General features: G+C 51.5%; 18 protein-coding genes and 1 pseudogene. 6 read left to right on the top strand and 13 right to left on the bottom strand.

Annotated features, from left to right (window positions below):
- Nucleotides 1-22 precede the first annotated feature (22 nt).
- Both AC6CHM_RS21185 and sppA read right to left on the bottom strand, forming a co-directional pair.
- Complete coding sequence (locus AC6CHM_RS21185; protein WP_115051536.1) at nt 23-307, bottom strand: integration host factor subunit beta; 285 nt, start codon at nt 305-307, stop codon at nt 23-25.
- A gap of 78 nt (nt 308-385) precedes the next feature.
- The gene (gene sppA, locus AC6CHM_RS21190) at nt 386-1,372 is read right to left on the bottom strand and encodes a signal peptide peptidase SppA (protein ID WP_498174651.1); all 987 of its coding nucleotides are present in this window, start codon (nt 1,370-1,372) and stop codon (nt 386-388) included.
- Between the two features lie 247 nt (nt 1,373-1,619).
- Between sppA and lptC the strand changes: the two genes are divergently transcribed.
- The 6 genes and pseudogenes from lptC (at nt 1,620) to ptsN (ending at nt 7,008) form a co-directional block, all read left to right on the top strand.
- Nucleotides 1,620-2,357, top strand: a complete 738-nt coding sequence (gene lptC, locus AC6CHM_RS21195; protein WP_115051535.1) for an LPS export ABC transporter periplasmic protein LptC — start codon at nt 1,620-1,622, stop codon at nt 2,355-2,357.
- A 54-nt stretch (nt 2,358-2,411) separates the two neighbouring features.
- Complete coding sequence (locus AC6CHM_RS21200; RefSeq protein WP_115051534.1) at nt 2,412-3,020, top strand: LptA/OstA family protein; 609 nt, start codon at nt 2,412-2,414, stop codon at nt 3,018-3,020.
- Between the two features lie 118 nt (nt 3,021-3,138).
- Nucleotides 3,139-3,867 (top strand): annotated as a pseudogene (gene lptB / locus AC6CHM_RS21205) (LPS export ABC transporter ATP-binding protein); the annotation flags it as partial.
- Between the two features lie 167 nt (nt 3,868-4,034).
- Entirely contained in the window at nt 4,035-5,672 is a 1,638-nt protein-coding gene (rpoN, locus tag AC6CHM_RS21210) for an RNA polymerase factor sigma-54 (RefSeq protein WP_115051532.1), read from the top strand.
- Nucleotides 5,673-5,872: 200 nt separating this feature from the next.
- Nucleotides 5,873-6,463: a ribosome hibernation-promoting factor, HPF/YfiA family gene (gene hpf / locus AC6CHM_RS21215; protein ID WP_115051531.1), complete on the top strand. Its 591-nt coding sequence runs from the start codon at nt 5,873-5,875 to the stop codon at nt 6,461-6,463.
- Between the two features lie 80 nt (nt 6,464-6,543).
- On the top strand, nt 6,544-7,008 hold the full coding sequence (ptsN, locus tag AC6CHM_RS21220; protein WP_008127044.1) for a PTS IIA-like nitrogen regulatory protein PtsN: 465 nt from the start codon (nt 6,544-6,546) through the stop codon (nt 7,006-7,008).
- Between the two features lie 45 nt (nt 7,009-7,053).
- Here ptsN and AC6CHM_RS21225 read toward each other — a convergent pair whose 3' ends face one another.
- The 11 genes from AC6CHM_RS21225 to AC6CHM_RS21275 form a co-directional block, all read right to left on the bottom strand.
- Entirely contained in the window at nt 7,054-7,482 is a 429-nt protein-coding gene (locus AC6CHM_RS21225) for a Fur family transcriptional regulator (RefSeq protein ID WP_115051630.1), read from the bottom strand.
- A gap of 135 nt (nt 7,483-7,617) precedes the next feature.
- Nucleotides 7,618-16,206 (bottom strand): GH36-type glycosyl hydrolase domain-containing protein, encoded by an 8,589-nt coding sequence (locus AC6CHM_RS21230; RefSeq protein WP_498174655.1) that lies wholly within the window; start codon nt 16,204-16,206, stop codon nt 7,618-7,620.
- Nucleotides 16,207-16,480: 274 nt separating this feature from the next.
- On the bottom strand, nt 16,481-17,521 hold the full coding sequence (locus AC6CHM_RS21235) for a sulfate/molybdate ABC transporter ATP-binding protein (RefSeq protein WP_498174657.1): 1,041 nt from the start codon (nt 17,519-17,521) through the stop codon (nt 16,481-16,483).
- An 11-nt stretch (nt 17,522-17,532) separates the two neighbouring features.
- Nucleotides 17,533-18,420: a sulfate ABC transporter permease subunit CysW gene (gene cysW / locus AC6CHM_RS21240; protein ID WP_162802394.1), complete on the bottom strand. Its 888-nt coding sequence runs from the start codon at nt 18,418-18,420 to the stop codon at nt 17,533-17,535.
- Complete coding sequence (gene cysT / locus AC6CHM_RS21245; protein WP_498174660.1) at nt 18,404-19,246, bottom strand: sulfate ABC transporter permease subunit CysT; 843 nt, start codon at nt 19,244-19,246, stop codon at nt 18,404-18,406. The genes cysW and cysT overlap by 17 nt, the downstream gene beginning before the upstream one ends.
- Before the next feature lie 60 nt (nt 19,247-19,306).
- Nucleotides 19,307-20,293 carry a sulfate ABC transporter substrate-binding protein gene (locus AC6CHM_RS21250; protein WP_370878850.1) on the bottom strand — a complete coding sequence of 329 codons (987 nt, stop codon included), beginning with the start codon at nt 20,291-20,293 and terminating at the stop codon, nt 19,307-19,309.
- A 254-nt stretch (nt 20,294-20,547) separates the two neighbouring features.
- Nucleotides 20,548-20,724, bottom strand: a complete 177-nt coding sequence (locus AC6CHM_RS21255) for a hypothetical protein (protein ID WP_162802393.1) — start codon at nt 20,722-20,724, stop codon at nt 20,548-20,550.
- Between the two features lie 15 nt (nt 20,725-20,739).
- Nucleotides 20,740-21,246, bottom strand: a complete 507-nt coding sequence (locus AC6CHM_RS21260; RefSeq protein WP_307282198.1) for a hypothetical protein — start codon at nt 21,244-21,246, stop codon at nt 20,740-20,742.
- 391 nt (nt 21,247-21,637) lie between these two features.
- On the bottom strand, nt 21,638-22,228 hold the full coding sequence (locus AC6CHM_RS21265; RefSeq protein ID WP_115051524.1) for an SCO family protein: 591 nt from the start codon (nt 22,226-22,228) through the stop codon (nt 21,638-21,640).
- Entirely contained in the window at nt 22,228-22,758 is a 531-nt protein-coding gene (locus AC6CHM_RS21270; protein WP_498174663.1) for a copper chaperone PCu(A)C, read from the bottom strand. Before AC6CHM_RS21270 ends, AC6CHM_RS21265 begins: the two co-directional genes overlap by 1 nt.
- Nucleotides 22,759-22,780: 22 nt before the next feature.
- On the bottom strand, nt 22,781-24,145 hold the full coding sequence (locus tag AC6CHM_RS21275) for a PepSY-associated TM helix domain-containing protein (RefSeq protein ID WP_498174665.1): 1,365 nt from the start codon (nt 24,143-24,145) through the stop codon (nt 22,781-22,783).
- Between the last annotated feature and the right edge of the window lie 63 nt (nt 24,146-24,208).

A 24,208-nucleotide genomic window follows, 5' to 3' on the forward strand; every position in this document is an offset into this window, starting at 1 on the left:
TGCTTATTCACTAAGTATGGATTCAGCTGTTTGCATTCAGCCTGTCGCGGAGTTCCTTGCCGGTCTTGAAGAACGGTACCCACTTCTCTTCGACGTCAACGCTTTCACCTGTTCGCGGGTTGCGGCCGCTGCGGGCCGGCCGGTTCTTTACGGAAAATGCACCGAAGCCTCGTAGCTCGACGCGATTGCCCTCAGCCAAAGCATCTGTAATTTCGTCAAAGATGGCGCCGACAATATTCTCCACATCGCGCTGGAATAGATGCGGATTGCGGTTGGCAATTATTTGCACAAGCTCTGATTTGATCACAGCAAAATTCCCTTCTGGTTTTGAGATCAGGATACACAGTCGAACTGGACTATGCCACTGATCTTATATGTAAATAGCTTATTGCGCTCCCACGGGCTTGCCGTCAACGTGCCAAACCGAAACGAGTCCGTCAAGAAACATCCTGTCGCCAGTAATTTCGTGGAGCACTCCAGTGCTTGTCTCAGGCAGACCCAGCAGTTTGGCAGCCATTTTCATCGCCGATTGCGAGAAAAGAGAACCAAAGGTGGATTTTTCAACCGGTTTCCATTCAACGACCTTAAGTTTCGGGTCTACGCCCTTACCTTCAAGCCATTCAAGCGCCTTTTCTTCACCGCCAAGCGCGTCGATAAGTTTGTTCGATAGAGCCTGACGACCAGTAAATACGGAGCCATCTGCCAGCGCCAACGCCTGTTCGTGGTTAAATTTGCGACGATCCTCAACGAGGCCCACAAACCAATTGTAGGAATCGATTATCATGCGATGGATCATTGCCTTGGCTTCATCGCTTGCAGGATTGAAAAAATTGGGTTCAGCTTTCAGCGGGCTGGATTTAATAGTTTCGACTTTTACACCGACCTTTGTCAAAAGCTCCGATATATCCGGATACTGAAACAAGACGCCGATGGAACCGACAATGGACGACTGCCTTGCAACAATATGATCCGTAGCGACTGCGATCATATATCCGGCTGATGCAGCCAAAGTCCCAACCTGCGCAACGACGGGTTTTTTCTCTGCAATTTTGCGGACAGATTCGTAAATTGCTTCACCGCCAGCAGTGGTGCCACCGGGTGAATCAATGGACACGATAACACCTTTGACGGCGTCGGACTCCCCAATATCTCTCAAGCGTTTGAGAAGCTCTTCATCTTCAAGAATTGTTCCCTCAACACGCACTTTTGCAATGTGAGGAACGGATTTGCTTGTATAGCCTTCCGAACCGCTGGTGATGAGATAGATTGCAATCAAAGCAAAAGCAGCCACCAGCAAAGCAACAATACGCCAGAAAGTTACCTTTCGCCGTAGCTTGCGCCTATCGATAATTGCATCCGCTGTGTTGGCCATGATTTTTGTCCGTTTCGCCAATGTTTGTGATACTCTTTTGCGATATCGCCCAGTGGAAGTCCAGACAGTGCGCCAATCGATGAGTACAAATATGGGTGCGCGAATGACCTTGTAACTGGCCATCTCACCACATACTTGTTCCTACACGCATCGCATATGCTCTAAATCACGTCTATTTCATCGAAAAATAACCATATTGGCGTTGAACTAGCTAGAAATATTATAAACGGTAACAGCAGCCAAACCCATGTCTATTGAAAAAACCGATATCACTGGTGTGCGAAATGCCGCCGCAGACGCCGAGCATCATGCGACGGTTGCACGGCAATTTGCGGCATCCGACAAGGGATCGACTGTTTTCGAAGCTGCGGAACGTCATTCGCGCCGCGTTCGGTTGTTGAAGTTTTCTTTGCCTGTAATTGCCCTTGTGGGCGCTGCGGTATTTTCGTGGTTTACATTCTTTTCCGCCTCGGGCGTTCCAAACAACATTGCTCTGGATGGTGCTGGAATCGAGGATGGCAAGCTTGTGATGACGAATCCCAAGCTCGACGGCTTTACCAAGGATAAGCTTCCCTACAAAATGAGTGCTGTAAGAGCCTTGCAGCAGGTTGGAAACAGTTCAGTCATATCGCTTGAAGGTATTGACGCGGAAATTCCAATCGGCAAAGACATGCGCGCTGAGGTTAAAGCGAAGTCAGGGGTTTTCGACAATGCCAACAGGCAGTTGAAGCTCGACAGCGAGATAAGTTTGGTGACATCGGATGGCATAACTGCTCAGTTGCAATCTGCCGATATTGATATTGCCGGAAATACCATGTCCACCAATGATCCAGTCAGCGTAAAAAATCGTAATGGCAGTATTGTTGCCGATAGTATGCAGATCACTGAGGGTGGTAAGGTAGTGACGTTTGAAAAGCGTGTAAGGCTTGTCATTCAACCTACAAAGCTGCAAGAAGGTGACAATGAGGTAAAATCGTCCAACTGATCTACAGTCGGGATTGTTACTTTGAAGAAATTTCTCGGATTAGGAGAGAGAGCAATGTCTTTCGGGGCGAAACTGATCAGGATATCATCGGTTGCAGTGAGTTTGTTGGCCTCCGCGTTGGTTGTCCCTGCCATGGCGCAGCAGACTCCAGGTGCAGCGCCCGGCGGTATAAAGCTTTCAGGCGATCAGCCAATTCAGATCGATTCCGACAAGGTCGTGCTGCATAATGATGCAGGTACCGCAACATTCACTGGAAATGTTACGGTTGTTCAGGGCGCAACCTTGCTAAAAGCAGGCTCAATGATCGTCTACTACGTTAAAGGTGGCAATAAAGATGCCGCAAACGCAGATGCTTCGAAAGTTTCGAGCGGCGTGGCTGGTGCCGGAGCCCAGGACATTGATCATCTCGAAGTCAGCGATAAAGTCTATGTGAAGTCTGAAGACCAAGTAGCCACCGGGGATCACGGAACATTTGACATGAAGACCGAAGTGCTCGTCCTGACGGGAAGCAAGGTCGTCCTTTCCCAAGGGGACAATGTTGCTGTTGGATGTAAGCTTACAGCTCAGCTGAAAACCGGTGAAGCTCAGCTGGAAAGCTGCAAGAGTGGCCAGACCGGACGCGTTTCAATCGTCGTTGCGCCTAAAAACGCCCAAAAGAACTAAGCCGCCGGAAGAATCGTAAGTGTCCCTATTTTCACGCCGCTCACCCAGCACAAATGCCGCACGGCCAAACTCCAGTGTTTCACAGGAGATGCGCCCGGCGGATCCCTTGGCCGTGGATCGCATGAAGGGCACACTCGTCGCGCGTGGGATCACGAAAAGCTATAATGGGCGCCAAGTCGTAAATGGCGTTTCATTCGGCGTGCGTTCCGGTGAGGCTGTTGGCATTCTTGGGCCGAATGGCGCTGGCAAGACAACATGTTTTTATATGGTGACCGGGCTCGTGCCAGTCGACAAGGGCACGATAGAAATTGACGGGTTCGATGTCACAACAATGCCCATGTATCGGCGATCGCGCCTTGGTATCGGGTACTTGCCGCAAGAGGCCTCAATTTTTCGCGGATTATCAGTAGAAAATAATATCAAGGCCGTGCTCGAGGTTGTCGAAAAGGACAGGCACGCCCGCGCGCAGGAGTTGGATTCACTTCTTGAAGAGTTCCACATTGCCCATTTGCGAAAAGCTCCAGCGATTTCCCTTTCCGGTGGTGAGCGCAGGCGCCTAGAGATTGCGCGTGCTTTGGCCTCGCGTCCAAACTTCATGTTGCTCGACGAGCCGTTTGCTGGTGTTGATCCGATTGCTGTTGCCGATATTCAGCAATTGGTAAGGCATCTGACTGGCCGTGGCATTGGCGTATTGATTACAGACCACAATGTTCGCGAAACGCTCAAGCTCATCGACAGGGCCTATATTATCCATGCCGGTCAGGTTTTGACCCATGGTCGCCCGGACGAAATAATTGCTAATCCGGATGTCCGCCGACTTTATCTTGGTGATGAGTTCAAGCTCTGATTTTGCCGATCAGGCCCTCCGGTGACATAAAAATCTCAACTTTCAAACCCGTACTGGTTGAAAATGACACCAGCACGCGAGTTTTTGGAGCTTTTCAATTGACAAGCAAGGATTGGGCCACTTCTGTACTGCAGTAACTAATTCTGTATGGAGTAGCTGCGTATATTATGGCTCTGTCGCCAAAACTCGATCTGAGGCAAACCCAATCTCTGGTGATGACTCCATTGCTGATGCAGTCGATACGGCTGCTGCAGCTGAATCATATCGAGCTTGAGCAGTTCATAGAGCAGGAAATCGAAAAAAACCCATTATTGGAAAGACTGGATGCTTCAGACGACACTATTTTGTTTGGCGGCGTTCATTCCGAACATCGTTCAGACAGCGATCAGGATCTACGAAGCGACGGTAGTGCCGATCGGGTTTTATCTGATGATGCCGATAGTCTTTGGTTGAATAGCGGCGAGACCACCAGCTCAAGTGCAATGTCCGATACGTTTGATAGCTCGCTCGAGAATATTTTTCCTGACGATCCCGGTAGCCGCGATTTTATTGCAAGTGATCTTGCTTCTCAGTGGAAGTCATCTGCAGGCGATGGCTATGTCTCGTCGGGTGGAGAGAACTATAATCTTGAACAGGTGACCGCAGCGCCTCTCAATATGCAGGAGCATATCAGGGAACAGATCATTTTCGCTTTCGAAAAAGCAGAAGATCGAATGATCGCAGCCGAACTCGCTGATCAGGTCGACGAAATTGGTTATTTTCGTGGTGATATTGCCGAACTCGCCATCCGGATTGGTTCTTCCGTTGAACATCTGGAGAAGCTGCTCTTTGTCCTGCAGGGATTTGAGCCCGCAGGCTTGTTTGCACGCGATCTTGCTGAATGCCTGCGGCTTCAATTGCGTGCCAGAAAACGCCTCTCACCAGCGATGGATATCCTGCTTCAAAATCTTGAGCTGCTCGCCAAACGCGATTTTCATAGTTTGAAAAAACTGTGCCGGCTTGGAGACACCGAAATTATCGATATGCTTCGGGAAATACAGTTGCTTGACCCAAAACCAGGCACTGCGTTTTCGTCTGGCATAGCCGATAGTATCATCCCCGATGTTCAGGTTGACCAGGCTCCCGATGGCAGTTGGCGTATCGAGCTTAACTCGGAGACATTGCCCAGGGTGCTGATCAACAACAACTACTATGCAACTATAATGAGGGCGAAAACATCTCCGGACGAAAAGACATTTCTGGGGGAATGCATGCACAATGCGAACTGGTTGATTCGAAGTCTTGACCAGCGCGCTCAGACGATTCTTAAGGTCGCCACGGAGATTGTTCGCCAGCAGGAGCAGTTTCTTTTGCAGGGCGTCGCATATTTGAAACCTCTCAATCTGCGCAATGTTGCCGATGCCATTGGGATGCACGAATCCACGGTTAGCCGGGTCACGACAAATAAGTACATGCTCACCAAGCGCGGCGTTTTCGAACTGCGATACTTTTTCAATGCAGCCATTGCTGCCAGTGAGGGCGCCGAGCAACATTCTTCGCAATCTGTAAGGCATCAAATCAAAATTCTCATTGATGCTGAGTCGCCGGATTCAATCCTTTCGGATGATACAATCGTGGAAATGTTGAAGGAACAAAATATTGATATTGCGCGGCGAACTGTAGCCAAATACCGCGAAGCGATGAACATCGCTTCCTCGGTGCAACGGCGCCGCGAGAAAAAAGCTGAGGCTTCCGCTACCAAGAGCAATGTAAGGTCTGGATTCATTGCTCCGCCACGTGTAGGATTGCTGGCAGTGGGCAAATGAACTGGGCCAAAGAAGTCCAGTCAGGGAGAACGAAGCGCTGATAGTTTACGACGATGGAGTTGAAGCGCGCCTAAGGATGGAACATCAGGAAAGTGAAATGTGATTGATCATCCCCGCGATTTTGCGGGATGTCTTTGCTCGATTCGAAACAACAGTGTAGATTGGATCGGGCAATGAAATCACAATGAAGGTGAGGTATCATGAGTCTGCGTGTATCTGGAAAACATATGGACATCGGCGATGCTTTCCGCGTCAAAATCGAAGAGCGGATGGCTGAAATGGTCACCAAATATTTCGGTGGCGGGTATTCTGGCCACGTTACTGTGGAAAAGCAGGGCTCCCGATTTATCGCAGATTGTCTCGTGCGTCTCGATACCGGAACGGTATTGCAGGCCGCTGGTGAAGCTCAAGATCCACAACTGGCATTTGATGCCGCTGGTGAGCGTGTTGACAAGCGGTTGCGCCGCTATAAGCGTCGGCTGAAATCGCATCAGGCTCCTGGCTCAAACGGTGTTTTCGATGATGTTTCTTATCGCGTGATGGCACCTGTACCGGATGAAGATGAGGATATTCCGGAGGATTATGCTCCCACAATCGTCGCTGAAACCTCGATGGCTTTGAGAAGCATGAGTGTTGCATCTGCGGTCGTAGAGCTCGACTTGAAAGATAGTCCTGTGGTTGTGTTCCGCAACGCTGGTAGTACGCAGGTTAATATCGTATATCGCCGCGCAGATGGGAATATTGGTTGGATCGATCCCTCAACGGTGGCCGATCAAGTCGTATCCCGGTAACAAAAAACAAGTTCATGGCGAGTTGAACTACCGTTCGCACTCTTAACAAGGTGCGGACGGTAACTGGAAGGAAGAGAATAATGGATCTGGGTGATCTCATTCAGCCCGACGCTGTCCTGCCCGCATTGAAAGTCAATTCCAAGAAGCAACTCTTGCAGATCATGTCGGAAAAGGCAGCCGCCTTGACCGGTTTGAGCGAGCGCGAGGTTTTCGATACGGTTTTGCAACGCGAGCGTCTAGGATCAACCGGTGTCGGCAATGGCATTGCCATTCCACACGGCAAGATCAACAGCGTAAAGCGTATTGCCGGGGTTTTTGCCCAGTTGGATACGCCTGTCGATTTTGAGGCGTTGGACGATCAGCCCGTCGACATCGTGTTTCTCTTGCTAGCTCCGGAAAATGCTGGCGCTGACCACTTGAAGGCATTGTCCAGGATTGCTCGCATGTTGCGCGATCCAGAGCGGATCGCCAAATTGCGTACCGCCCATGATGCCAGCCTGCTTTATGAGTTGCTGACGTCGCAGCCAGCCTCCAATGCGGCCTGACGGCTTATTGCGTAGTTTTAAAAAAGGCCGCCTTTGGGCGGCTTTTTATTTTTCGGTTTTTCGCGCATAGAGTTCAAGTCGGTGGTGTACAATATCGTACCCGAGCGATTTGGCGATTTCCTCCTGCAGTTTTTCAATTTTGTCCGATTTGAATTCGATGACTGCGCCGGTATCAATATCAATCAGATGGTCATGATGGTCGCCATGCGCCTGTTCAAAACGCGATGGTCCGCCATTGAACGCATGGCGATGTATGGCACCCATATCTTCAAGCAAATTCATCGTTCGATAGACTGTGGAAAGCGAAATGCTGTCGTCAATCTCAATGGCACGATGAAATATTTTCATCGCGTCAGGATGGTCTTCCGTTGAGCTCAAAATATCCAGGATAATGCGCCGGGGCCGCGTAATACGTACGCCCGCTTTGCGCAATTCCTTTTCATATTCAGGTTTCTGATTCAAAGCATGTTTCATAGCTGGAATATGCGTCAGATCGCTCTCAGTTGCAAATTTTCTCAACTGAGGACGCCTTTAAATTTGGTTATAAAGAAATCGCCGCCAATGAATTTCATCGGCGGCGATTACGGCGGTTTCTCTGTAAAAGGTGAACTAGCTCACTCTTGGCACTTCCACGGTGACCTTGTGTTCGCCGGATGTCTCCATGGGAATACCGCCTTCTGGCTTTGTCAGCTTCTTTCCATTGACTGTAATCTTCTTGGTTCCGCTGGCAAGTGGTTTGACCTCAACTGAATATTTGGCATCACCATTGCGCAAGACAAAGCTGAAGCCATCCCATGTGGAGGGCAGGGCCGGATCAACGAACAATCGGTCGGCTTGTCGGGTAATGCCAAGAATTCCTTCCGTCGCAACGCGATATAACCAGCCAGCGGAGCCCGTATACCAAGTCCAGCCACCGCGACCGCGCATGGGATCGACTGAGTAAACATCCGCAGCGACGACATAGGGTTCAACACGATACGACTCAGCCTTGTCAGCATTAAGGGAGTGATTGACCGGGTTAAGCATGCTGAACCAGCGATAGGCTTCATCGGCATTGCCGAGTTTGGCCATTGCCAGAACCGCCCAAGTTGCCGCGTGCGTATATTGTCCGCCATTCTCGCGCACACCAACCGGATAGCTCTTGATATAACCCGGATCGTGGCGCGATTTGTTGAACGGAGGCGTAAACAGTTTGACGACCTGTGCTTCTTCGTCAATCAGATGGGTGGCGACCGATCCCATTGCTTGCTTGGCCCGGTCCGGATCGCCATAACCGGAAAGGACGCTCCAAGATTGAGCGATAGAATCGATCTTGCATTCCTCGCTCATCTTTGAGCCCAATGGAGAGCCGTCATCGAAATAGCCGCGGCGATACCATTCTCCGTCCCAGGCATTCTTTTCCAAAGAAGCCTTCACGCTTTCTATATGTGCTTGCCAGCGTTTTACACGCTCAGCATCATTATAGCGTTCAGCTATAGGCAACATATCGCGCAAGGTGCTGATCAGGAACCAGCCAAGCCACACGCTCTCGCCTTTGCCCTCTTCGCCGACACGGTTCATGCCGTCGTTCCAGTCGCCGGTCAGCATAAGTGGCAATCCATTGCTGCCTGTACGGGCAACAGCAAGATCAAGCGCTCTGGCAGCATGCTCGTAGACGCTGACAATCTCCGTGGAAATTGTCGGCTGATAAAAGGCATCGTGCTCGGCTTCTTCCAGAGCACGTCCTTCGATAAGGGCAACTTGCTCATCAAGAATGCTCATATCGCCTGTCACGGACGTGTAATGCGCGATTGCATAGCCAAGCCAGACCACGTCGTCGGAAATCTTTGTCCGCACACCGGCTCCGGTTGTCGGAAGCCACCAATGTTGGACATCACCTTCCTTGAATTGTCGTGCTGAGACATTCAGGATTTGCTTGCGGGCAAGCGCTGGATCAAGGATCAGCATCGACAATGTGTCCTGCAACTGATCGCGGAACCCGAAAGCGCCACTGGCTTGATAGAATGCCGAGCGCGCCCATATACGGCAAGCCAGACTTTGATAGGGCAGCCACCGGTTGACCATGATGTCGAAAGCGTCGTCGGGCGTGTCAACCTGAAGACCGTCAAGGAAGTCGGCCCAAATCGCCTTGGAAGCCAACAATGTGTCTTCAAACGTACGGGTTGCGTGCTCGGCAAGTATCTTGTGAGCATCTTCAGTGTTTCCCGTGTCGCCCATATAGAACAGCACTTCCTTAGTTTCACCGGGGCCAACCTCAATATCCACCGCAAGCGCGGCACAAGGGTCACCGCCAGCTTCCACCAGATTGGACAGTGGCTTTGCCTCTAGAACAGCCGCGGGACGCTCTACCGAGCCAAGATTGCCTAAAAATTCTGTTCGATCCGCGGTAACGGATTGTGGCTTCACGCTGCTTGCAAAGAAAGCCATCTGATTGCGTCGTTCGACCCCGTAAGGATTTCGGGCAAACAGAACTCCTTTCTCGCTATCGTAAGACGGCACGATGAAGGGGGCGGTCTTTGCGCGAACGTTGCCGAGCATCCACTCAACGAAGCCGTAAACGCGAAGCTGTTTGGATGATCGACCGTGATTGGTGATTTTCAGGCTGGAAACCCTGACCGGTAGCACAGGATCGATCGTATGCGTCAGTTCAAGTCCGATATTGCCATGTTTGGAAATGAAGGTTGAGTAACCTTGTCCGTGGTGTGTCTCATATTGAACCGATGGGTCACGCAAAACCGATGCAGTTGGAGCGAATGCCGTATTTGCATCAAGGTCCACGACATAGATAGCTTCACCGGAGCGATTGATTACCGGATCATTCGACCACTGCGTCAATTGATAGTCACGGCTATTGCCCGACCATGTAAAGCCAGCACCTTCCGCAGAAACATGGAAGCCAAAACCGGAATTGGAAATCACATTGATCCATGGCTGCGGCGTGCAAGCCAGCCCGCTCAAACGCACGACATATTCGCCGGTGCCCAGATCAAACCCGCCAAAGCCATTCCAGAACTGAAGATCATCGCCTGACGTTTTAGCTGGGACTTTGCCTATAAGCTGGCTCGGCGCCGGTGCAACGCCACGCAGATCATCGGTTTCGGTCTCGATCAGTGCTTTGCTTTTGATGTCGGATGCCGGGAACGCTTCGGCATTCAGTTCAGTAACACGGTTCAACTGTTCGGAAAGCGAGCCATTTTGAGCGTGCAATACGATACGGGCCGAGGCCAGAAGCGTATTGTAGCTGGCATCACTCATCTGATCCTTGCGAACAGTGAAGATGTGAACCCGGGGCCCATACTGACCGCCGCGTGCGCGGCTATTCTCACAGATCGCCTCCAGTCCACGCTGGAAATCCTGAGCATATGAGAAGGAGCGTTCGTTGATTACAACAACGTCGACCACCAGTCCTTTTGCCCGCCAATATTCGTGCGCTTTGAGAATGTTTCTCAGCGTTTCCATATCAGCTTCGTCGTCGATACGCAGCGCGAGGATCGGAAAATCGCCTGAAATCGACATTGGCCAGAGTTCAGATTGACTGCCCAGACCGCTTGCAATGCTGCTCGTAGGCAACCGCAACGATTTTTCCGGGTAAATCAGATTGGTCGCCACACGCTGGAAGACAGCTGCTTCATCGGGGTTAATGCCGATATGATGTAGACGGACCTGCGAACTTGTCCAGGACAACGAGAATTCGCGAGCGAAGCAATCCGGATGACGGAAGCGGGCGACCACTTCTTCAAGCTCCTGGCGGTTGGGTCTTACAAGCGTCCAGAATACCAAAGAAACTTTCTTATGCGCCGGAACGCGAACGCGGCATCGCAGGGAGGCAATAGGGTCGAGAACGAACCCATGATTGCCGCTCAAAGTGACGCCTTCGTCGAATACCACTGGATTGCGAAGGGTACGCCCCCGACCTATAAATGCCCGGCGGTCGGTTTCGACCTGCACTTCACGCATAGCGCCCGAGCCATCGCTAACGACGTGGGCAACGTGAATATCGGGGTCATCCGCACCTCGTTTGCGGCGCGTTGCATAAATGGCATCGCCGCGTTCATCGATCTCCGTTTCCACGAACATTTTCGCAAAAGCCGGATGAGCAGTATCTGTGTCGTCATTGGTCAAAACCAATTCGGCATAGGACGTAACTTCGATGATACGATCCTTGGTACCAGTGTTGGTAATAACGATGCGGCGGCCTTCACCATCGGAATCGGAGGCAACGATAGTTTCCACAGTAGAGTGGATCGTACCCGTTTCCTTGATGAATTCAGCCTTGTAATCGGTAAAGATCGTGGTGCTTTTCTCTCCTGCCAAGCGAACTGGGTCGCTGGTGGCGGACCACCATTCTCCGTTTTCCATGTCGCGCAGGAAGAGAAATGTACCATAGCCACTCTCTATAGGATCAGGCTGGAACCGCGTGATGGCCAGACCATTCCAGCGGCTATATCCGCCACCATTTGCCGTGACCATCACAGAATAATGTCCGTTGGACATGATCTGGGTCGCACAAGGTGCGGTCATTGGGTTCGGAATATAACGGATTGAAGCCGGTTCTTCCGAACTTTCGACAGCTTTACGCATGGGATTGTCGGCTTTGGCCTGTAATACCGGTATTTCGCGTGGAGCTTTTTCCTGCAACAAAAGCTCGGCGGCTTCGATAACCGGATCAGCGTGGAAGCGTTCCCGCATACGGCCTTCGAAGACAACATTGTTGACTGCTACAATCGACATGCCGTGATGATGCGCCATGTAGTTGCGTACGATTGCGTATTCCTCGTCTTCGCGAACACGCGATTTGGTGAAATCAACGGCATCATAAAAGCCGTATTTTCCAAGCGCTCCCATCTCACGCAGGCGGTTCAGGTTCTTGACAGCGGCCGCTGGCTGATACTGGCTTGCCATGATGCTTGCATAAGGGGCGACTACATAATTCTTGGACAGGCCGCGTTTCAAGCCGAGGGTCGGCACACCAAAATTGGTGTACTGGTAATTCATTTCCGGATCGCGCGCATTGTAAGCCGCTTCCGAAATGCCCCATGGCAATCCTTTGGAGTCGCCATATTCGATCTGACGTTGCACGATCAGCTTGTTGGTCTGGTCAAGCATCGATCCGAGGGGTTCGATCATGACGAGGGGTGGCATCAGATACTCGAACATCGAGCCGGACCAGGAGATCAGCGCTCCGCGCCAGCCCACTGGGACGAGCAACCGGCCGAGCTTGAACCAATGGTCGACAGGTATGTCACCTTTGGCGATAGCAAAAAGGCTGGCCAATCGCGCCTCGGACGCGAGAAGGTCATAGCAACTTGCGTCGAGTTCATTGGTTTCAACCCGGAAGCCGATGGAAAGCAAGCGGCGTTCCTTCCGCTCAAGGAAGGTGAAGTCGGTATCGAAGGCCAATTGACGAGCACGTGTTGCGAGAGAAACAAGCCTTTCGCGCAAAACGTCGGTGCTTTCATGGCCGCCCATGGCATCGTCAGTATGACCTTGGCAGGTTTTGACCAAAAGCAGCGCCCATTCATTCGCCGTGAGACTTATCGGTGTCTCTAGCTCACCATGCAGCTCTTCGGTCAGGCGTTGAATATCGCCCGCGAACAGAGAAAGATTGATTGTCCGGAGCGACGCGGTCTCAGGCTCTTCCTTGATCGTTGTAATTGCCCGGCGAAAATTGGCCACACGCTCTTCAAGACGGCGACGAAGAGGCCGCAGAACACGGCGGTCATCCGGAATTTCGGCAACTGTTTCTTCAAGGATATCGCTAACATCAAGAATCCCGTCGAGCTCACTTTGAAGATAGACAGACGGCGCTTCCGCCCATTTTTCCAGAGCGGAAGACAGAGCAACAAGATGACCGGCGAGATTACCGCTATCTACCGCTGATACGTATAGAGGGAGCAGCGGGCGAAGTGTCGTTGTTTCGTACCAGTTATAAAGATGGCCGCGATACTTCTCCATTTTTTCGAGCGTGTCGATTGTATCGCCAATACGCGTCAATGTTTCGTTGAAGCTGATCCAGCCGAAGTCACGGGCGGCAACAGTGGAGAGCAAATACATGCCGATATTGGTTGGCGAGGTACGCGTTGCGATAACGGGAAAGGGATCTTCCTGGAAGTTATCTGGAGGAATGAAGTTTTGTTCCTTGGTTACGAATGTATCGTAATAATGCCAGGTCCGACGGGCAAAACGGCGCAATTCGCCCTTGTCGGATGATCGCACGATCAGATCGTCCAGAGGCTTGGCAGACCGACTGACCAGCCAGGCAATAACCGGCGAGAAAAACCAGATTGCGGCAAACGGGACCGCAAGCATCCAGGCGCGGCTATGGCCAGCGAGCGGCAGGATAATTGCAACCAGTGCAACGATGACCGCTGGCCACATCAGACGAGTATAATATTGCAACGTGTCAGGCGAGCTTGTTTTGGCTTGGGCGGCAGCGCGCCACTCCAGAAGGTTTTTGCGCGAGACAAACAGGCGGTACAAAGTACGCGCAATTGCATCTGCCATGAGACAAGCCATGTTGGCAATGAAGGTAATGCGCAGGGCAATATCCGCAGCACCAGCAAATATGTCCGTTAAAATGGCTTGGAAATGCCCCTTTAGTGAAAGGTTCATGTCCGTAGGCACAAGATTGGTGAACAGGATCATCGTTGGTACGATGAACATGCTGAAAATCATGAAGAACTGCCACAAGGCAGCGATGCCGGGCGGCAGCAATGTCCAAGCTGCAATGGATGCCAGAATCCAGAAAATCGGCGTCAGCGAACGGCGCAGATTATCCACCATTTTCCATCGGGTAACAGCGGTAATTCCAGGCTTGGTGCTGAACAGGTACGGCAATAATTGCCAGTCACCACGGGTCCAGCGGTGGTGACGCGAAATATCGACATTATAGCCGGTAGGATAGTCTTCGACGACTTCCACATCGCTGACCAAAGCCGCACGGGCATAACCACCTTCGAGCAAATCGTGGCTCAGGATTGTGTTTTCACCAATTTTGCCATCAAGGGCGAGCTCGAAGAAATCGATGTCATAAAGGCCTTTGCCGGTGAACGTGCCTTCGCCAACGACATCTTGATAAACGTCAGAAACAGCAAAGACATAAGGGTCAATGCCGCGATTGACGGAGAATACCCGTTGCAGGAAGGAGGCATCGTCACCAGTCGTCAGCGACGGCGTGACGCGCGGTTGCAAAATTGCATAACCACTTACAATGCGACCGGCTTTCTCGCTGTAAATCGGACGGTTGAGGGGATGGATGAGCTTGCCCGCAAGGCGGTTGACTGAATCAGGTGTAAGACGTGTGTCCGAATCCAGTGTCATCACGAACTTGATGTCGGTCGGGATAACTTCATTGGAGGGGAAATAGGTCGTATCTTTATCACCGCGTAGCAGCAGGTTCAGCTCATGCAGTTTACCGCGCTTGCGCTCCCAACCCATCCAGCGATTTTCTTGGGCATTGAAAAGGCGCTTGCGATGAAGGAGGAAAAACCGGGGATTGCTCTGTGTATAATGGTTGTTGAGCGCGGTGATTTTTTCGCGGGCATAATCCAATATGTCCAGATCATCGTCGCTTTGTTCAACTTTGCTGTCCGCCCAATCCGTCAGCAGTGCGAAATAGACTTCGCCTCGCGGATTGGTCAGATAGTGAACTTCGAGATTACGGATGTGTTCATCGACTGAATCCCGCGAAGTGATTAATGTGGGCACGGCTACAAGTGTTTTCGCCTCTGGAGGCAGGCCGTTCTTATACTCAAAACCAATCAACCGCGTGGGCGGCATGAACATTGGAATGATCCAGTTAACAAAGCCGTTTGCAGTTTCCATGGTCGGAAAAACCGCCAGGATTGTAAACAGCAGAACCAGATCGCGGGGCAAGCCAGCACGCGTCAGCCAGTAATGGACCACAAGCAATATGGCGATCGAAAAAATGGAGGCTGGCACCCATAATCCTGCAAGACCAAGATTGCGGTAGAAACGCACCCAACGCAAAATCAGCGTCGGTGTATAATCGCAAACTGCCTCAAGCTCGGGCCGCCCATCGCCGGCAAGGTAATAGCCTACGTCACGTTTGCGCTGTTCGGGAACCCCGCCTTCACCGCCGGTCTGTTCCGCGCTCTTATGCGCAAGCTCAAGTGCGGCCTGCGTAATGTCATTTTCGCTTTTGCCGGAACGACGCGCAATCTTTTCGATGGCAACGCGGTAGGCATTACGCGAATGAAAGTCGAGCGCGTCGAAATTGGAATTTTCGCGCAGAACAGCATCTACACCACTGACTGTTTCAAACCATGTAATCCAGTCAACATCGTCGATAGCCTTCAGGCTGCGGATAAGGTTTCCCATCGTCACGCCGCCAGTGGATTGGCGGGTATGTTCCTGAATAATCGCGTCCTCGGCATCGCTGCCGTTCTTTTCCAGCACCTCTTCCAGCCACGCCACTGCCGCTCCGGAGTGCATGGCGCCACCACGCAGGCGATAAAGCAGGTGCGTCGCAAAGGTGCTGTCCCGCGCTGCCGTCGTATACTGTTCCAACATCTGGGGCAGTGTGTCTTTTTCCGCGTTCAGCGTAATCTCATCAGCAACGCTATTGGCAAAGGCGCGCATGCGCCGCGCACGCTCAACACGCAAGGAAAGACGTCTTGCATTTTCGATCAGGATGAAGCGGACGGCAGAGGGCAGAGCCCACAATTCGCCGATATGCAGCGGCTCGACAGTTTGAAAACCTTCAACAATTGCACTGAGGCTGTTCAGCGAGAATTGGCTGTCTGTGTGGGCCACATAGAGCCACGCCAGAGCCATAACGCGCGGTATATCGCTCTGACTTACAAGCGAAGGCAATTGCCGAATGAATTTCTTGGGCAGATCGCGTTCGACCTGCTGGATGTTTTGGTCAACAAGATAGTAGTTGTCGAGCAGCCATTGAGCCGCTGGGGTAATGGTTTCGCCTTTGCGAGCAGCGGCATCCGAAGATCGGTAAGAGTGTAAGATCAATCGTGCATTTTCAACGGTTCTTTGCTCAAAAACCATCGGCTCGTAATCAGGCAGGCGAACATCTTCGCCCTTGGCAACCCGTGCGCCAAGATCACGCAAATCGTCAATCGACTTATAATGTGCCCGGATCGGGTTTGGCTGGACAGAAAAAATCTGGCCGACGGTTTTCTTCTGAGATGCGAACGCTGGAAAAAAGCTTAATGAGGGCATTTGCTTCGTTTCTGTTGGAAGAAAAAAATCTTCGAGATTGCAATATAAGGCGGCATTTTACGATCTAATCGGTTCAGAGCAATGACGCTATCACCACTTTGTTGTTATCGATCAGTTTTGATGAAAATGAGTCAGATTGCCATAACGAATTATGTGTGGTCGCCGAGATAGTCGGCAACAATAAATAAAATGACTCTGAAATCGCTAAGACGAAAAATTTATTTGCTGAAATAAAAGCCGGGATTTGAAGATTCCGGCTTTTACCAATCAGTTACTAGGCGCTTTTCCCAAATACGCGCCAGTGCTTTGGCAAGAATGCCAGCGGCGAGCCGACTTTTGCGGGATGATCAGCTGGAATTTCGATCTCGACGCGGCTTTCAGTGCCATCAATTTCAAGTTCGACACGGCGTGTTGCGCCTACGCGCCGGCTGGCTATTACGACGCCACTGATACGAGCTTCAGAGCCGCCGAGAAGCTCCACATCATGGGGGCGAAAATAAAGCACGCCTTTTCCGTCGGCTTGTTCACTTTTCAGATCAAGCGCCTTATCGCCGAGATAGATCGTCCCTGATTGGATGCTCACGTCCAGGGAACTCGACTCGCCGATGAAACTATAGACGAAGGGCGAGTTGGGGCGGTCATAGACCTCATCGGGCGTGCCAACCTGTTCGATTTTCCCCTGGCTCATCACGACCACACGGTCGGCAAGTTCAAGTGCTTCATCTTGATCATGCGTAACAAACACAGTGGTGTGCTGGGTCTTGTCATGAATTTCACGCAGCCAGCGACGCAGTTCCTTCCGAACTTTGGCATCAAGCGCGCCAAATGGCTCATCAAGCAGCAGCAAGCGCGGTTCGATAGCCATGGCACGGGCCAAGGCGACACGCTGCCGCTGCCCGCCGGAAAGTTGCGCGGGATAACGTTTCTCGAGGCCCGAAAGCTGGACGAAATCAAGAAGTTCGCTCGAACGTCTGCGGATTTCCTCTTTGCTTGGCCGATTGGCGCCGGGCCGCACTTTCAAACCGAAGCCGACATTATCGATGACAGTCATATGGCGGAACAAGGCATAGTGCTGGAAAACAAAACCGACATTGCGTTCCTGCACTGATTTTAAGGAAGCATCCTCATCACCAAAGAAAACCTTCCCATCGGTCGGGGTTTCCAACCCTGCGATCAGTCGCAAGAGCGTTGTCTTTCCCGATCCCGAAGGGCCGAGCAATGCAATAAGCTCACCCGAATTTATATCCAATGATACGTCGTGCAGCGCCGGAAACCGGTCAAACTCCTTGCGCACACCACTTACTCGAACTTCCATAAATATTCCCCTTAGTGTCCACCAGCAGCGCGAAGTTCTGCCCCATATCGCAACTCCAGCAGAGTTTTGAGAACGAGCGTCACCAGCGCCAGCAGCGCAAGTAGCGAAGCCACTGCAAAAGCAGCGACAAAATTATATTCATTATAGAGAATTTCGACATGCAGCGGCATCGTATTTGTCAGGCCGCGAATATGCCCGGATACGACCGAAACTGCACCAAACTCTCCCATTGCCCGGGCGTTGCATAAAAGAACGCCGTAGAGCAAGCCCCATTTAATGTTGGGCAAGGTGACATGCCAGAAAGTCTGCCAGCCATTTGCTCCCAGGGACAATGCTGCCTCCTCATCCGTTGTTCCCTGATCCTGCATGAGAGGGATCAATTCGCGAGCCACGAATGGAAAGGTGACGAATACGGTGGCAAGCACGATGCCCGGCACGGCAAAGAGAACTTCTATGCCATGTGATTTCAGCCAGGGACCAAGGAAGCTTTGTGATGAAAAGAGCAGAACGTAAACCAGACCAGAAATGACCGGAGATACCGAAAATGGCAGGTCAATCAGTGTTGTTAAAAAAGCTTTGCCCTTGAATTCGAATTTGGCGATAGCCCAAGCGGCAACGACACCAAAGACAATGTTTAACGGGACTGCAATTGCCGCAACCAGTAAGGTTAACCGTATTGCGGCAAGCGCATCGGGTTCTGCAAAAGCAGCAAGATAGGCTTCTGGACCTTTGCGGAAAGCCTCAACAAAAACAGCAATGAGCGGCAGCAACAGGAAGAGCCCGAGAAATGCCAGTGCAGTGGCTATGAGAACAAAGCGTGCCGTGCGGCTTTCCGTGGTGGCAGGATGCCATGCCTTGGCAGATTCATTCGATATCGGCAGATCATGTGCCATAGCCATACCTCCTGCGGCTCCATGCCTGAATGAGATTGATCACGAGCAGCATCAGGAAGGAGATGGACAGCATGATTGTCGCAATGGCCGTGGCACCCGCATAGTCAAATTCCTCGAGCCGGATGACGATCAGCAAGGGCGCAATTTCCGAAACATAAGGCAAGTTGCCTGCAATGAAGATAACGGACCCATATTCTCCAACTGCCCGGGCGAAGGCCAGTGCAAAGCCTGTCAGAATGGCAGGTTGAAGGCCCGGCAGCAGCACGCGCGTTATGGTTTGGAAACGGGTTGCTCCAAGCGTCGCAGCTGCCTCTTCCACTTCCTTGCGGATTTCTTCCATGACGGGCTGGACTGTGCGAACAACGAAGGGAAGACCAATGAAAATCAAAGCGATGACGATACCCAGCGGTGTGAATGCCACTTTGATACCCAAGGGTTCGAGCCATTTTCCAATCCAGCCATTCTTGGCATAGAGCGCCGTGAGCGCAATGCCGGCAACAGCGGTCGGCAGCGCAAAGGGCAAGTCGACAATAGCATCAATAATGCGGCGGCCGGGAAAGCGGTAACGCACGAGAACCCAGGCAACAATAACGCCAAAGACGACGTTCACCAAGGCGGCGATAAATGATGTACCAAAGCTAATCTTCATCGCGTTGACGGTCCGAGGATCAATCGCAACATTGAAAAAGCCCTGCCAGCCGAGAGCGGCAGAGCGCCACACCAGACCGGCAAGTGGAATAAGGACAATAAGTGCTAGGTAGGCAAGCGTGAAGCCAAGTGTCATTCCAAATCCTGGAATGATACTTGGCCTCTTGAAGCGGAATGGAGTCATTGGGTAACTCCATCGCGGTTTGGCTGCCAACCTGTTTTCACAAGGTTGGATTTCATGTTTTTACTGTTTCGGCTTGTAAATCTGGTCAAATGTTCCGCCATCTCCAAAGTGATAGGGCTGTGCTTTGGCCCATCCACCGAAGATTGGATCATCGATTGTCACCAGTTTCAACTCGGGTAGTTTCTTGAGGAGATCGGCCGAGACGAGTTTTGGTTCGCTGGGACGGTAGAAATGCTTGGCAGCGAGCGTCTGACCCTCTTCAGAATAGAGGTATTGCAGATAGGCTTCCGCCGCTTTTCTTGTCCCTTTGGCATCAACATTCGCGTCTACGATAGCAACGGGGGGCTCAGCCAAAATTGATTGGGGCGGCACAACGATATCGAACTTGTCGGCACCAAACTCCTCTAGCGAAAGATAGGCTTCATTTTCCCAGGCTAGGAGAACGTCACCCAGTTCACGCTGCGCAAAGGTCGTGGTGGAGCCACGAGCGCCGGTATCGAGCACAGGAACGTGCTGGAACAGTGTTGCGATATATTCTTTGATCTTGGCTTCGTCGCCGCCAAACTGGCCATTTGCCCATGCCCAGGCTGCAAGATAATTCCAGCGTGCGCCGCCCGATGTCTTGGGGTTTGGTGTAATAACCTCAACGCCGTCCTTGATAAGGTCACCCCAATCCTTGATGCCCTTTGGATTGCCCTTCCGAACCAGAAAGACAATGGTCGATGTGTAAGGTGCAGAGTTATGGGGATATTTTGTTCGCCAATCAGGATTAATTTTCTTTGTGGCCGAGACAATCGCCGAAATATCGCTTTCAAGCGCGAGTGTTACGACGTCGGCATCCAAGCCGTCTATTACCGCGCGTGCCTGTTTACCTGATCCGCCATGGGACGTCTGTATGGTAACAGTTTCTCCTGTGTCAGCTTTCCACTTGGCTGCGAATGCCGCGTTGAAATCCTTATAGAGCTCGCGCGTTGGGTCGTAAGAAACGTTCAAGAGCGTGGTGTCCGCCAAGGCAGCAGACATTGGTTGTGACGCGACCGTTGCCATAAGCAGAACGGTCGCGAAGGCTATCGATAATCGGGAATTTTTCATGCCTGCCTCCGTGTGATTGAAACTGAAGGGTAGCAGAGCCTCTGAAAATGAGGCGTTAGAAAGAATTCCTTTTATATCACAAAATTAGAAAACTCTACCGGATAGCCATAGTCTATAGGAATAGTCGTCTATATTTTGGCCGTGTTGGTTCTGTCGCAAAAAGAATTGCTGGGTCTTGTCGTGATCCAGCGTCAAAAATAGTGCGGCATTTATTTGCGAACTGTCAGTTTCACGGGCGTCGCATCAGCAATTTTGACGTAACCGGCAAGCTCGGCGCGTGTTGTATCTTCTTTGGGTAGTTTGATGGGCATGACAAAGATAGCTGCAGTCAATAGCACTGTCGCTGCTACCGATAATTGTCGTTCCCGGCGCGAACTGATAATCATGATTTCTCCCCTTCCTTAGTGGTATTTCGCGCGCATAGGGCGGGAAATAATGTCGTCGATCGCAGATTTTGGAATGGGCAGGAGCACCTGATCCAGTTCTACGAGTGTTTCGGCAAATGCGATTGCAGCGTTTTCGACTTCCTCGTGACGGGAGGGACATGCCATTGCATTGAGGCATGTTCGTGCTGCAACCATGTCGCAATTTTGAAGACCGGCAACGAGTCCCAATATCATGCATTCTTCTCGGCAGACGTGATGGGAGCCAAAGGGAAATGTTTTCAACGGGCACAGGGCGCAATGGCGCAATGTACGCACGAAGTAAGACAGTTCTGACAAGGCATGATTGCCGTTGCGATCACCAAGAATCTCGCTGTAGAGACCATAGGCCATTTCCCATGCAACAACAGAGCCGGTTTCAAATCCGGCAGTCCAGCGGCGATATCCTTCGAGCACCAGCTTTTCAGGAGCACGATCGAAATAACAGCCGGTATGGTTCCGCGATTCAGATAAGCCAGGAAACATCGCGACCTCCGTCCTGCGGAAGATTGCGGGTAGGAGCAAGCAGGCTATCGCGTAATCGCTGCAGAAGCTCATCAGAGCCTAAAGCAAACGACGGACGCTGACGCCTCAGCAAAGAGACCACGCGTTGGCATGGCAAAAAAAGACCAATCATAAGGTCCTCCAATCGAACGGGTTCAAGGCCCAAACATCAAAGGGTGTACTCATTGTACAAATGCATAAAGGCTGCTGAAAAAACGGTTGTCAAATACTAAATGTTTAAAACGTTCAAAAATATCAATAGCTTAGAATAATTCTAGGAAATTATGAGTTTTTTAGTATACAAATGTTCTGATAGCTTCAGTTTCTGCCGGCATCCCCTCCCGATTTTCGGGAGGAGAACGGTTTGATGGAATCAGCCTGCGATGAGCAGCTTTAACTTTTTCAAGGCAACGTCGGCATCTTCTTTATAATCAATCGTGCTTTTCAGGCGCGCATCGCGATCGAGCAACATGATAGATGCTGTGTGATCCATTGTGTAATCACCATCTTCAGTTGGAACCTTCTTGGCGTAGATACGCCAGCTTTTGACCAGCTTTTCGATCTCTTCCGGCTTGCCTGTAATGCCGGTTATCCGGTCGGTAAAGGCCGCAGTATACCCTTTCATCACTTCCGGCGTATCGCGCTCAGGGTCGACGGATATAAAGAAAACGCGCAAATCCTTGCCTTCGTCGCCAAGCGTGTTCAGCAGCCCGGCCATTTCGAACAATGTAGTTGGGCAGACCTCAGGGCAGTGTGTGAAACCAAAAAACAGAGCTGTCGGATGGCCCTTGAATGCGGCCTCGGTAATAGGAGCACCGTTTTGATCAATCAGATTAAAAGGCGTGCCCAGTTCAACTGATTTTTGTGTACTGGCCTGCCGACCACTGACGTAAGTAAGAACCAGAAAGATGGTAAGGGCAGCGATTGCCGCCCATAGACCATAGCGAACCCACCGCATATTCATCAGTTGTGCTCCATGCTTGCAGCGTTTGCTGCGCCCACCATAAATTGAACTTCGACCTTGCCTGCCTTGGCAAATTCAAGCGTCACGGGGATCATGTCGCCTTCCTTCAGCGGCTCGGCTATATTCATAAACATCAGATGAAGTCCCCCCGGAGCAAGCTCTGCAGTTCCACCAGCGGGTATTTCGAGTCCTTCCTTGAGCTGGCGCATTTGCATGACATCGCCTGCCATTTTCATTTCATGCACCTCAACGCGCTCGGCGGCAGGTGTCGTGCCGCCTATTAACCGGTCGGGCGCGTTGGCCGAATTGGCGATCTTGAGATACCCGCCACCTACTTTTGCACCGGGCAAAGTAGCACGGGTGAACGCGTTACTAAGCGTCAAATCTCCAGCTTTCACCGGTTCCATTGCATCTTCGGACTGGCTCGCTGGGGCGTCATGCCCCATCTTGGAGTGGTCATGAGCCTGCGCTGCAAAGGAAAGGGACGTGGCGACAAATGCAAGTGCGGCAATTCGGAATAGTGTGTTCATGGAACGTCTCCAATTCGAATGTTTACGAGAATACGCGTTTCAGGGGAGAGGGGATACGAGTGACCAGCTGATCGATGACCAACATGGCCAGGATGGCAAAGCCGGTAAGCGGAAAAGCTACGCCGAAGCCCAGGATTACCACGGTCAGCATAACAAAGACGCTGGTTTGAGATGGCATGGGCGGCACGCCCAATCGGCCTGATGGGCGGCGTTTCCACCACATGACTATGGCAGTTACCGACATTAGCGTAATGGCGAGGCAGGTCAGGAGCATGAGGATCTGGTTCGCCAGCCCAAAGTACTGACCCATATGAACCCCAACGCCAAATTCTATCGCTTTGCCGCCAATGCCGTAGTCGGAAAACTTGATGTCAATCAATGGCTTACCCGTATATTGGTCATAATGGATCGTTTGTTGCCTTGCTATGTCGTCAGGAAAAATCGCGGCGGTATAAACACCTCCCTTGCCCCTGGGCAGCGAAACCTCATAGCCGGGAAACATACCCGCTTCATTGGTAGCGGTGACGATCTGATCAAGACTGACGTTCTCTCCTTTGGAAGCTGTATTGGACGCCGGTACGGGGGCGTTTTCTACAGTCCAGCCAGCATGATCGACCACATCCTTAGTGGGCACTGTCGAAAGGGGAACATCATCCCAGAGCTTGGTTGGATAACCCATTCCTGCACTGGAAAGCGCTGCATTAACCTGCTCGCCCCAATAGCCCGACCAAGGCATTCCAGAGATCGCCAGAAAAAAGATCAGCGCTCCGGCAGATGCGCCGGTAACGGCATGGAGGTCACGCCAGAACACACGTTTTGAAGGGGTTCCACGGACGCTGACAACGCCGCCGGTTTGTGAGCGCGGCCACCATAAATAAAAACCGGTGACGACCAAAATAAGCGCCATTCCTCCGACAGCTTCGATTATCCTATTGGGAACAAAGCCAAAATATTTCAGGCTGTGAATATTCCGGACCACCTTATTGAATTCATTTTCGGCCGCAACAGTGCCAAGAACGGCCCCGCTATAGGGATTAACGAAGACGAGAACGTTCTCAGTAGATGTGCCGACAGTGACACGAACCGAATGCGATGGATCGGCGGGAACGCGGTATCGGATAATTTTTGAACCAGGTACCGCTGCCCTCGCATTTTCCGAAAGCACTGAGGGAGCCAGGGTTTGGCCTTGCGGTTCCACAATATTGCGATAGGCAAAAACCGTATCGTCAATCTCGTCCTTGAACAGATAGAGCCCGCCCGTGACGGCAAGATTGATCATGAACGGAATGACGAAAAGTCCCGCTAAAAAATGCCAGCGCCACACGGCGCGATAAAGAGATATACTGATATCGTTAGGCTTTTTGCCAGCCTCGGCAAGAACGGCCATAATTATTCCAATCGTCTGACGGCCAAAGGAGATGGACCTGCGCGGGCAGGGCCATATTCAAGC

It is taken from the genome of Phyllobacterium sp. GQ127, from assembly GCF_059758635.1.

What these genes read in the sequence shown, in the direction of transcription:
- AC6CHM_RS21255 (WP_162802393.1), bottom strand. Translation starts at nt 20,724, where the DNA reads ATGATTATCAGTTCGCGCCGGGAACGACAATTATCGGTAGCAGCGACA.
- sppA (WP_498174651.1), bottom strand. Translation starts at nt 1,372, where the DNA reads ATGGCCAACACAGCGGATGCAATTATCGATAGGCGCAAGCTACGGCGA.
- hpf (WP_115051531.1), top strand. Translation starts at nt 5,873, where the DNA reads ATGAGTCTGCGTGTATCTGGAAAACATATGGACATCGGCGATGCTTTC.
- AC6CHM_RS21250 (WP_370878850.1), bottom strand. Translation starts at nt 20,293, where the DNA reads ATGGCAACGGTCGCGTCACAACCAATGTCTGCTGCCTTGGCGGACACC.
- AC6CHM_RS21225 (WP_115051630.1), bottom strand. Translation starts at nt 7,482, where the DNA reads ATGAAACATGCTTTGAATCAGAAACCTGAATATGAAAAGGAATTGCGC.
- cysW (WP_162802394.1), bottom strand. Translation starts at nt 18,420, where the DNA reads ATGGCTATGGCACATGATCTGCCGATATCGAATGAATCTGCCAAGGCA.
- AC6CHM_RS21235 (WP_498174657.1), bottom strand. Translation starts at nt 17,521, where the DNA reads ATGGAAGTTCGAGTAAGTGGTGTGCGCAAGGAGTTTGACCGGTTTCCG.
- AC6CHM_RS21275 (WP_498174665.1), bottom strand. Translation starts at nt 24,145, where the DNA reads ATGGCCGTTCTTGCCGAGGCTGGCAAAAAGCCTAACGATATCAGTATA.
- rpoN (WP_115051532.1), top strand. Translation starts at nt 4,035, where the DNA reads ATGGCTCTGTCGCCAAAACTCGATCTGAGGCAAACCCAATCTCTGGTG.
- AC6CHM_RS21265 (WP_115051524.1), bottom strand. Translation starts at nt 22,228, where the DNA reads ATGAATATGCGGTGGGTTCGCTATGGTCTATGGGCGGCAATCGCTGCC.
- cysT (WP_498174660.1), bottom strand. Translation starts at nt 19,246, where the DNA reads ATGACTCCATTCCGCTTCAAGAGGCCAAGTATCATTCCAGGATTTGGA.
- lptC (WP_115051535.1), top strand. Translation starts at nt 1,620, where the DNA reads ATGTCTATTGAAAAAACCGATATCACTGGTGTGCGAAATGCCGCCGCA.
- AC6CHM_RS21230 (WP_498174655.1), bottom strand. Translation starts at nt 16,206, where the DNA reads ATGCCCTCATTAAGCTTTTTTCCAGCGTTCGCATCTCAGAAGAAAACC.
- AC6CHM_RS21260 (WP_307282198.1), bottom strand. Translation starts at nt 21,246, where the DNA reads ATGTTTCCTGGCTTATCTGAATCGCGGAACCATACCGGCTGTTATTTC.
- ptsN (WP_008127044.1), top strand. Translation starts at nt 6,544, where the DNA reads ATGGATCTGGGTGATCTCATTCAGCCCGACGCTGTCCTGCCCGCATTG.
- AC6CHM_RS21200 (WP_115051534.1), top strand. Translation starts at nt 2,412, where the DNA reads ATGTCTTTCGGGGCGAAACTGATCAGGATATCATCGGTTGCAGTGAGT.
- AC6CHM_RS21270 (WP_498174663.1), bottom strand. Translation starts at nt 22,758, where the DNA reads ATGAACACACTATTCCGAATTGCCGCACTTGCATTTGTCGCCACGTCC.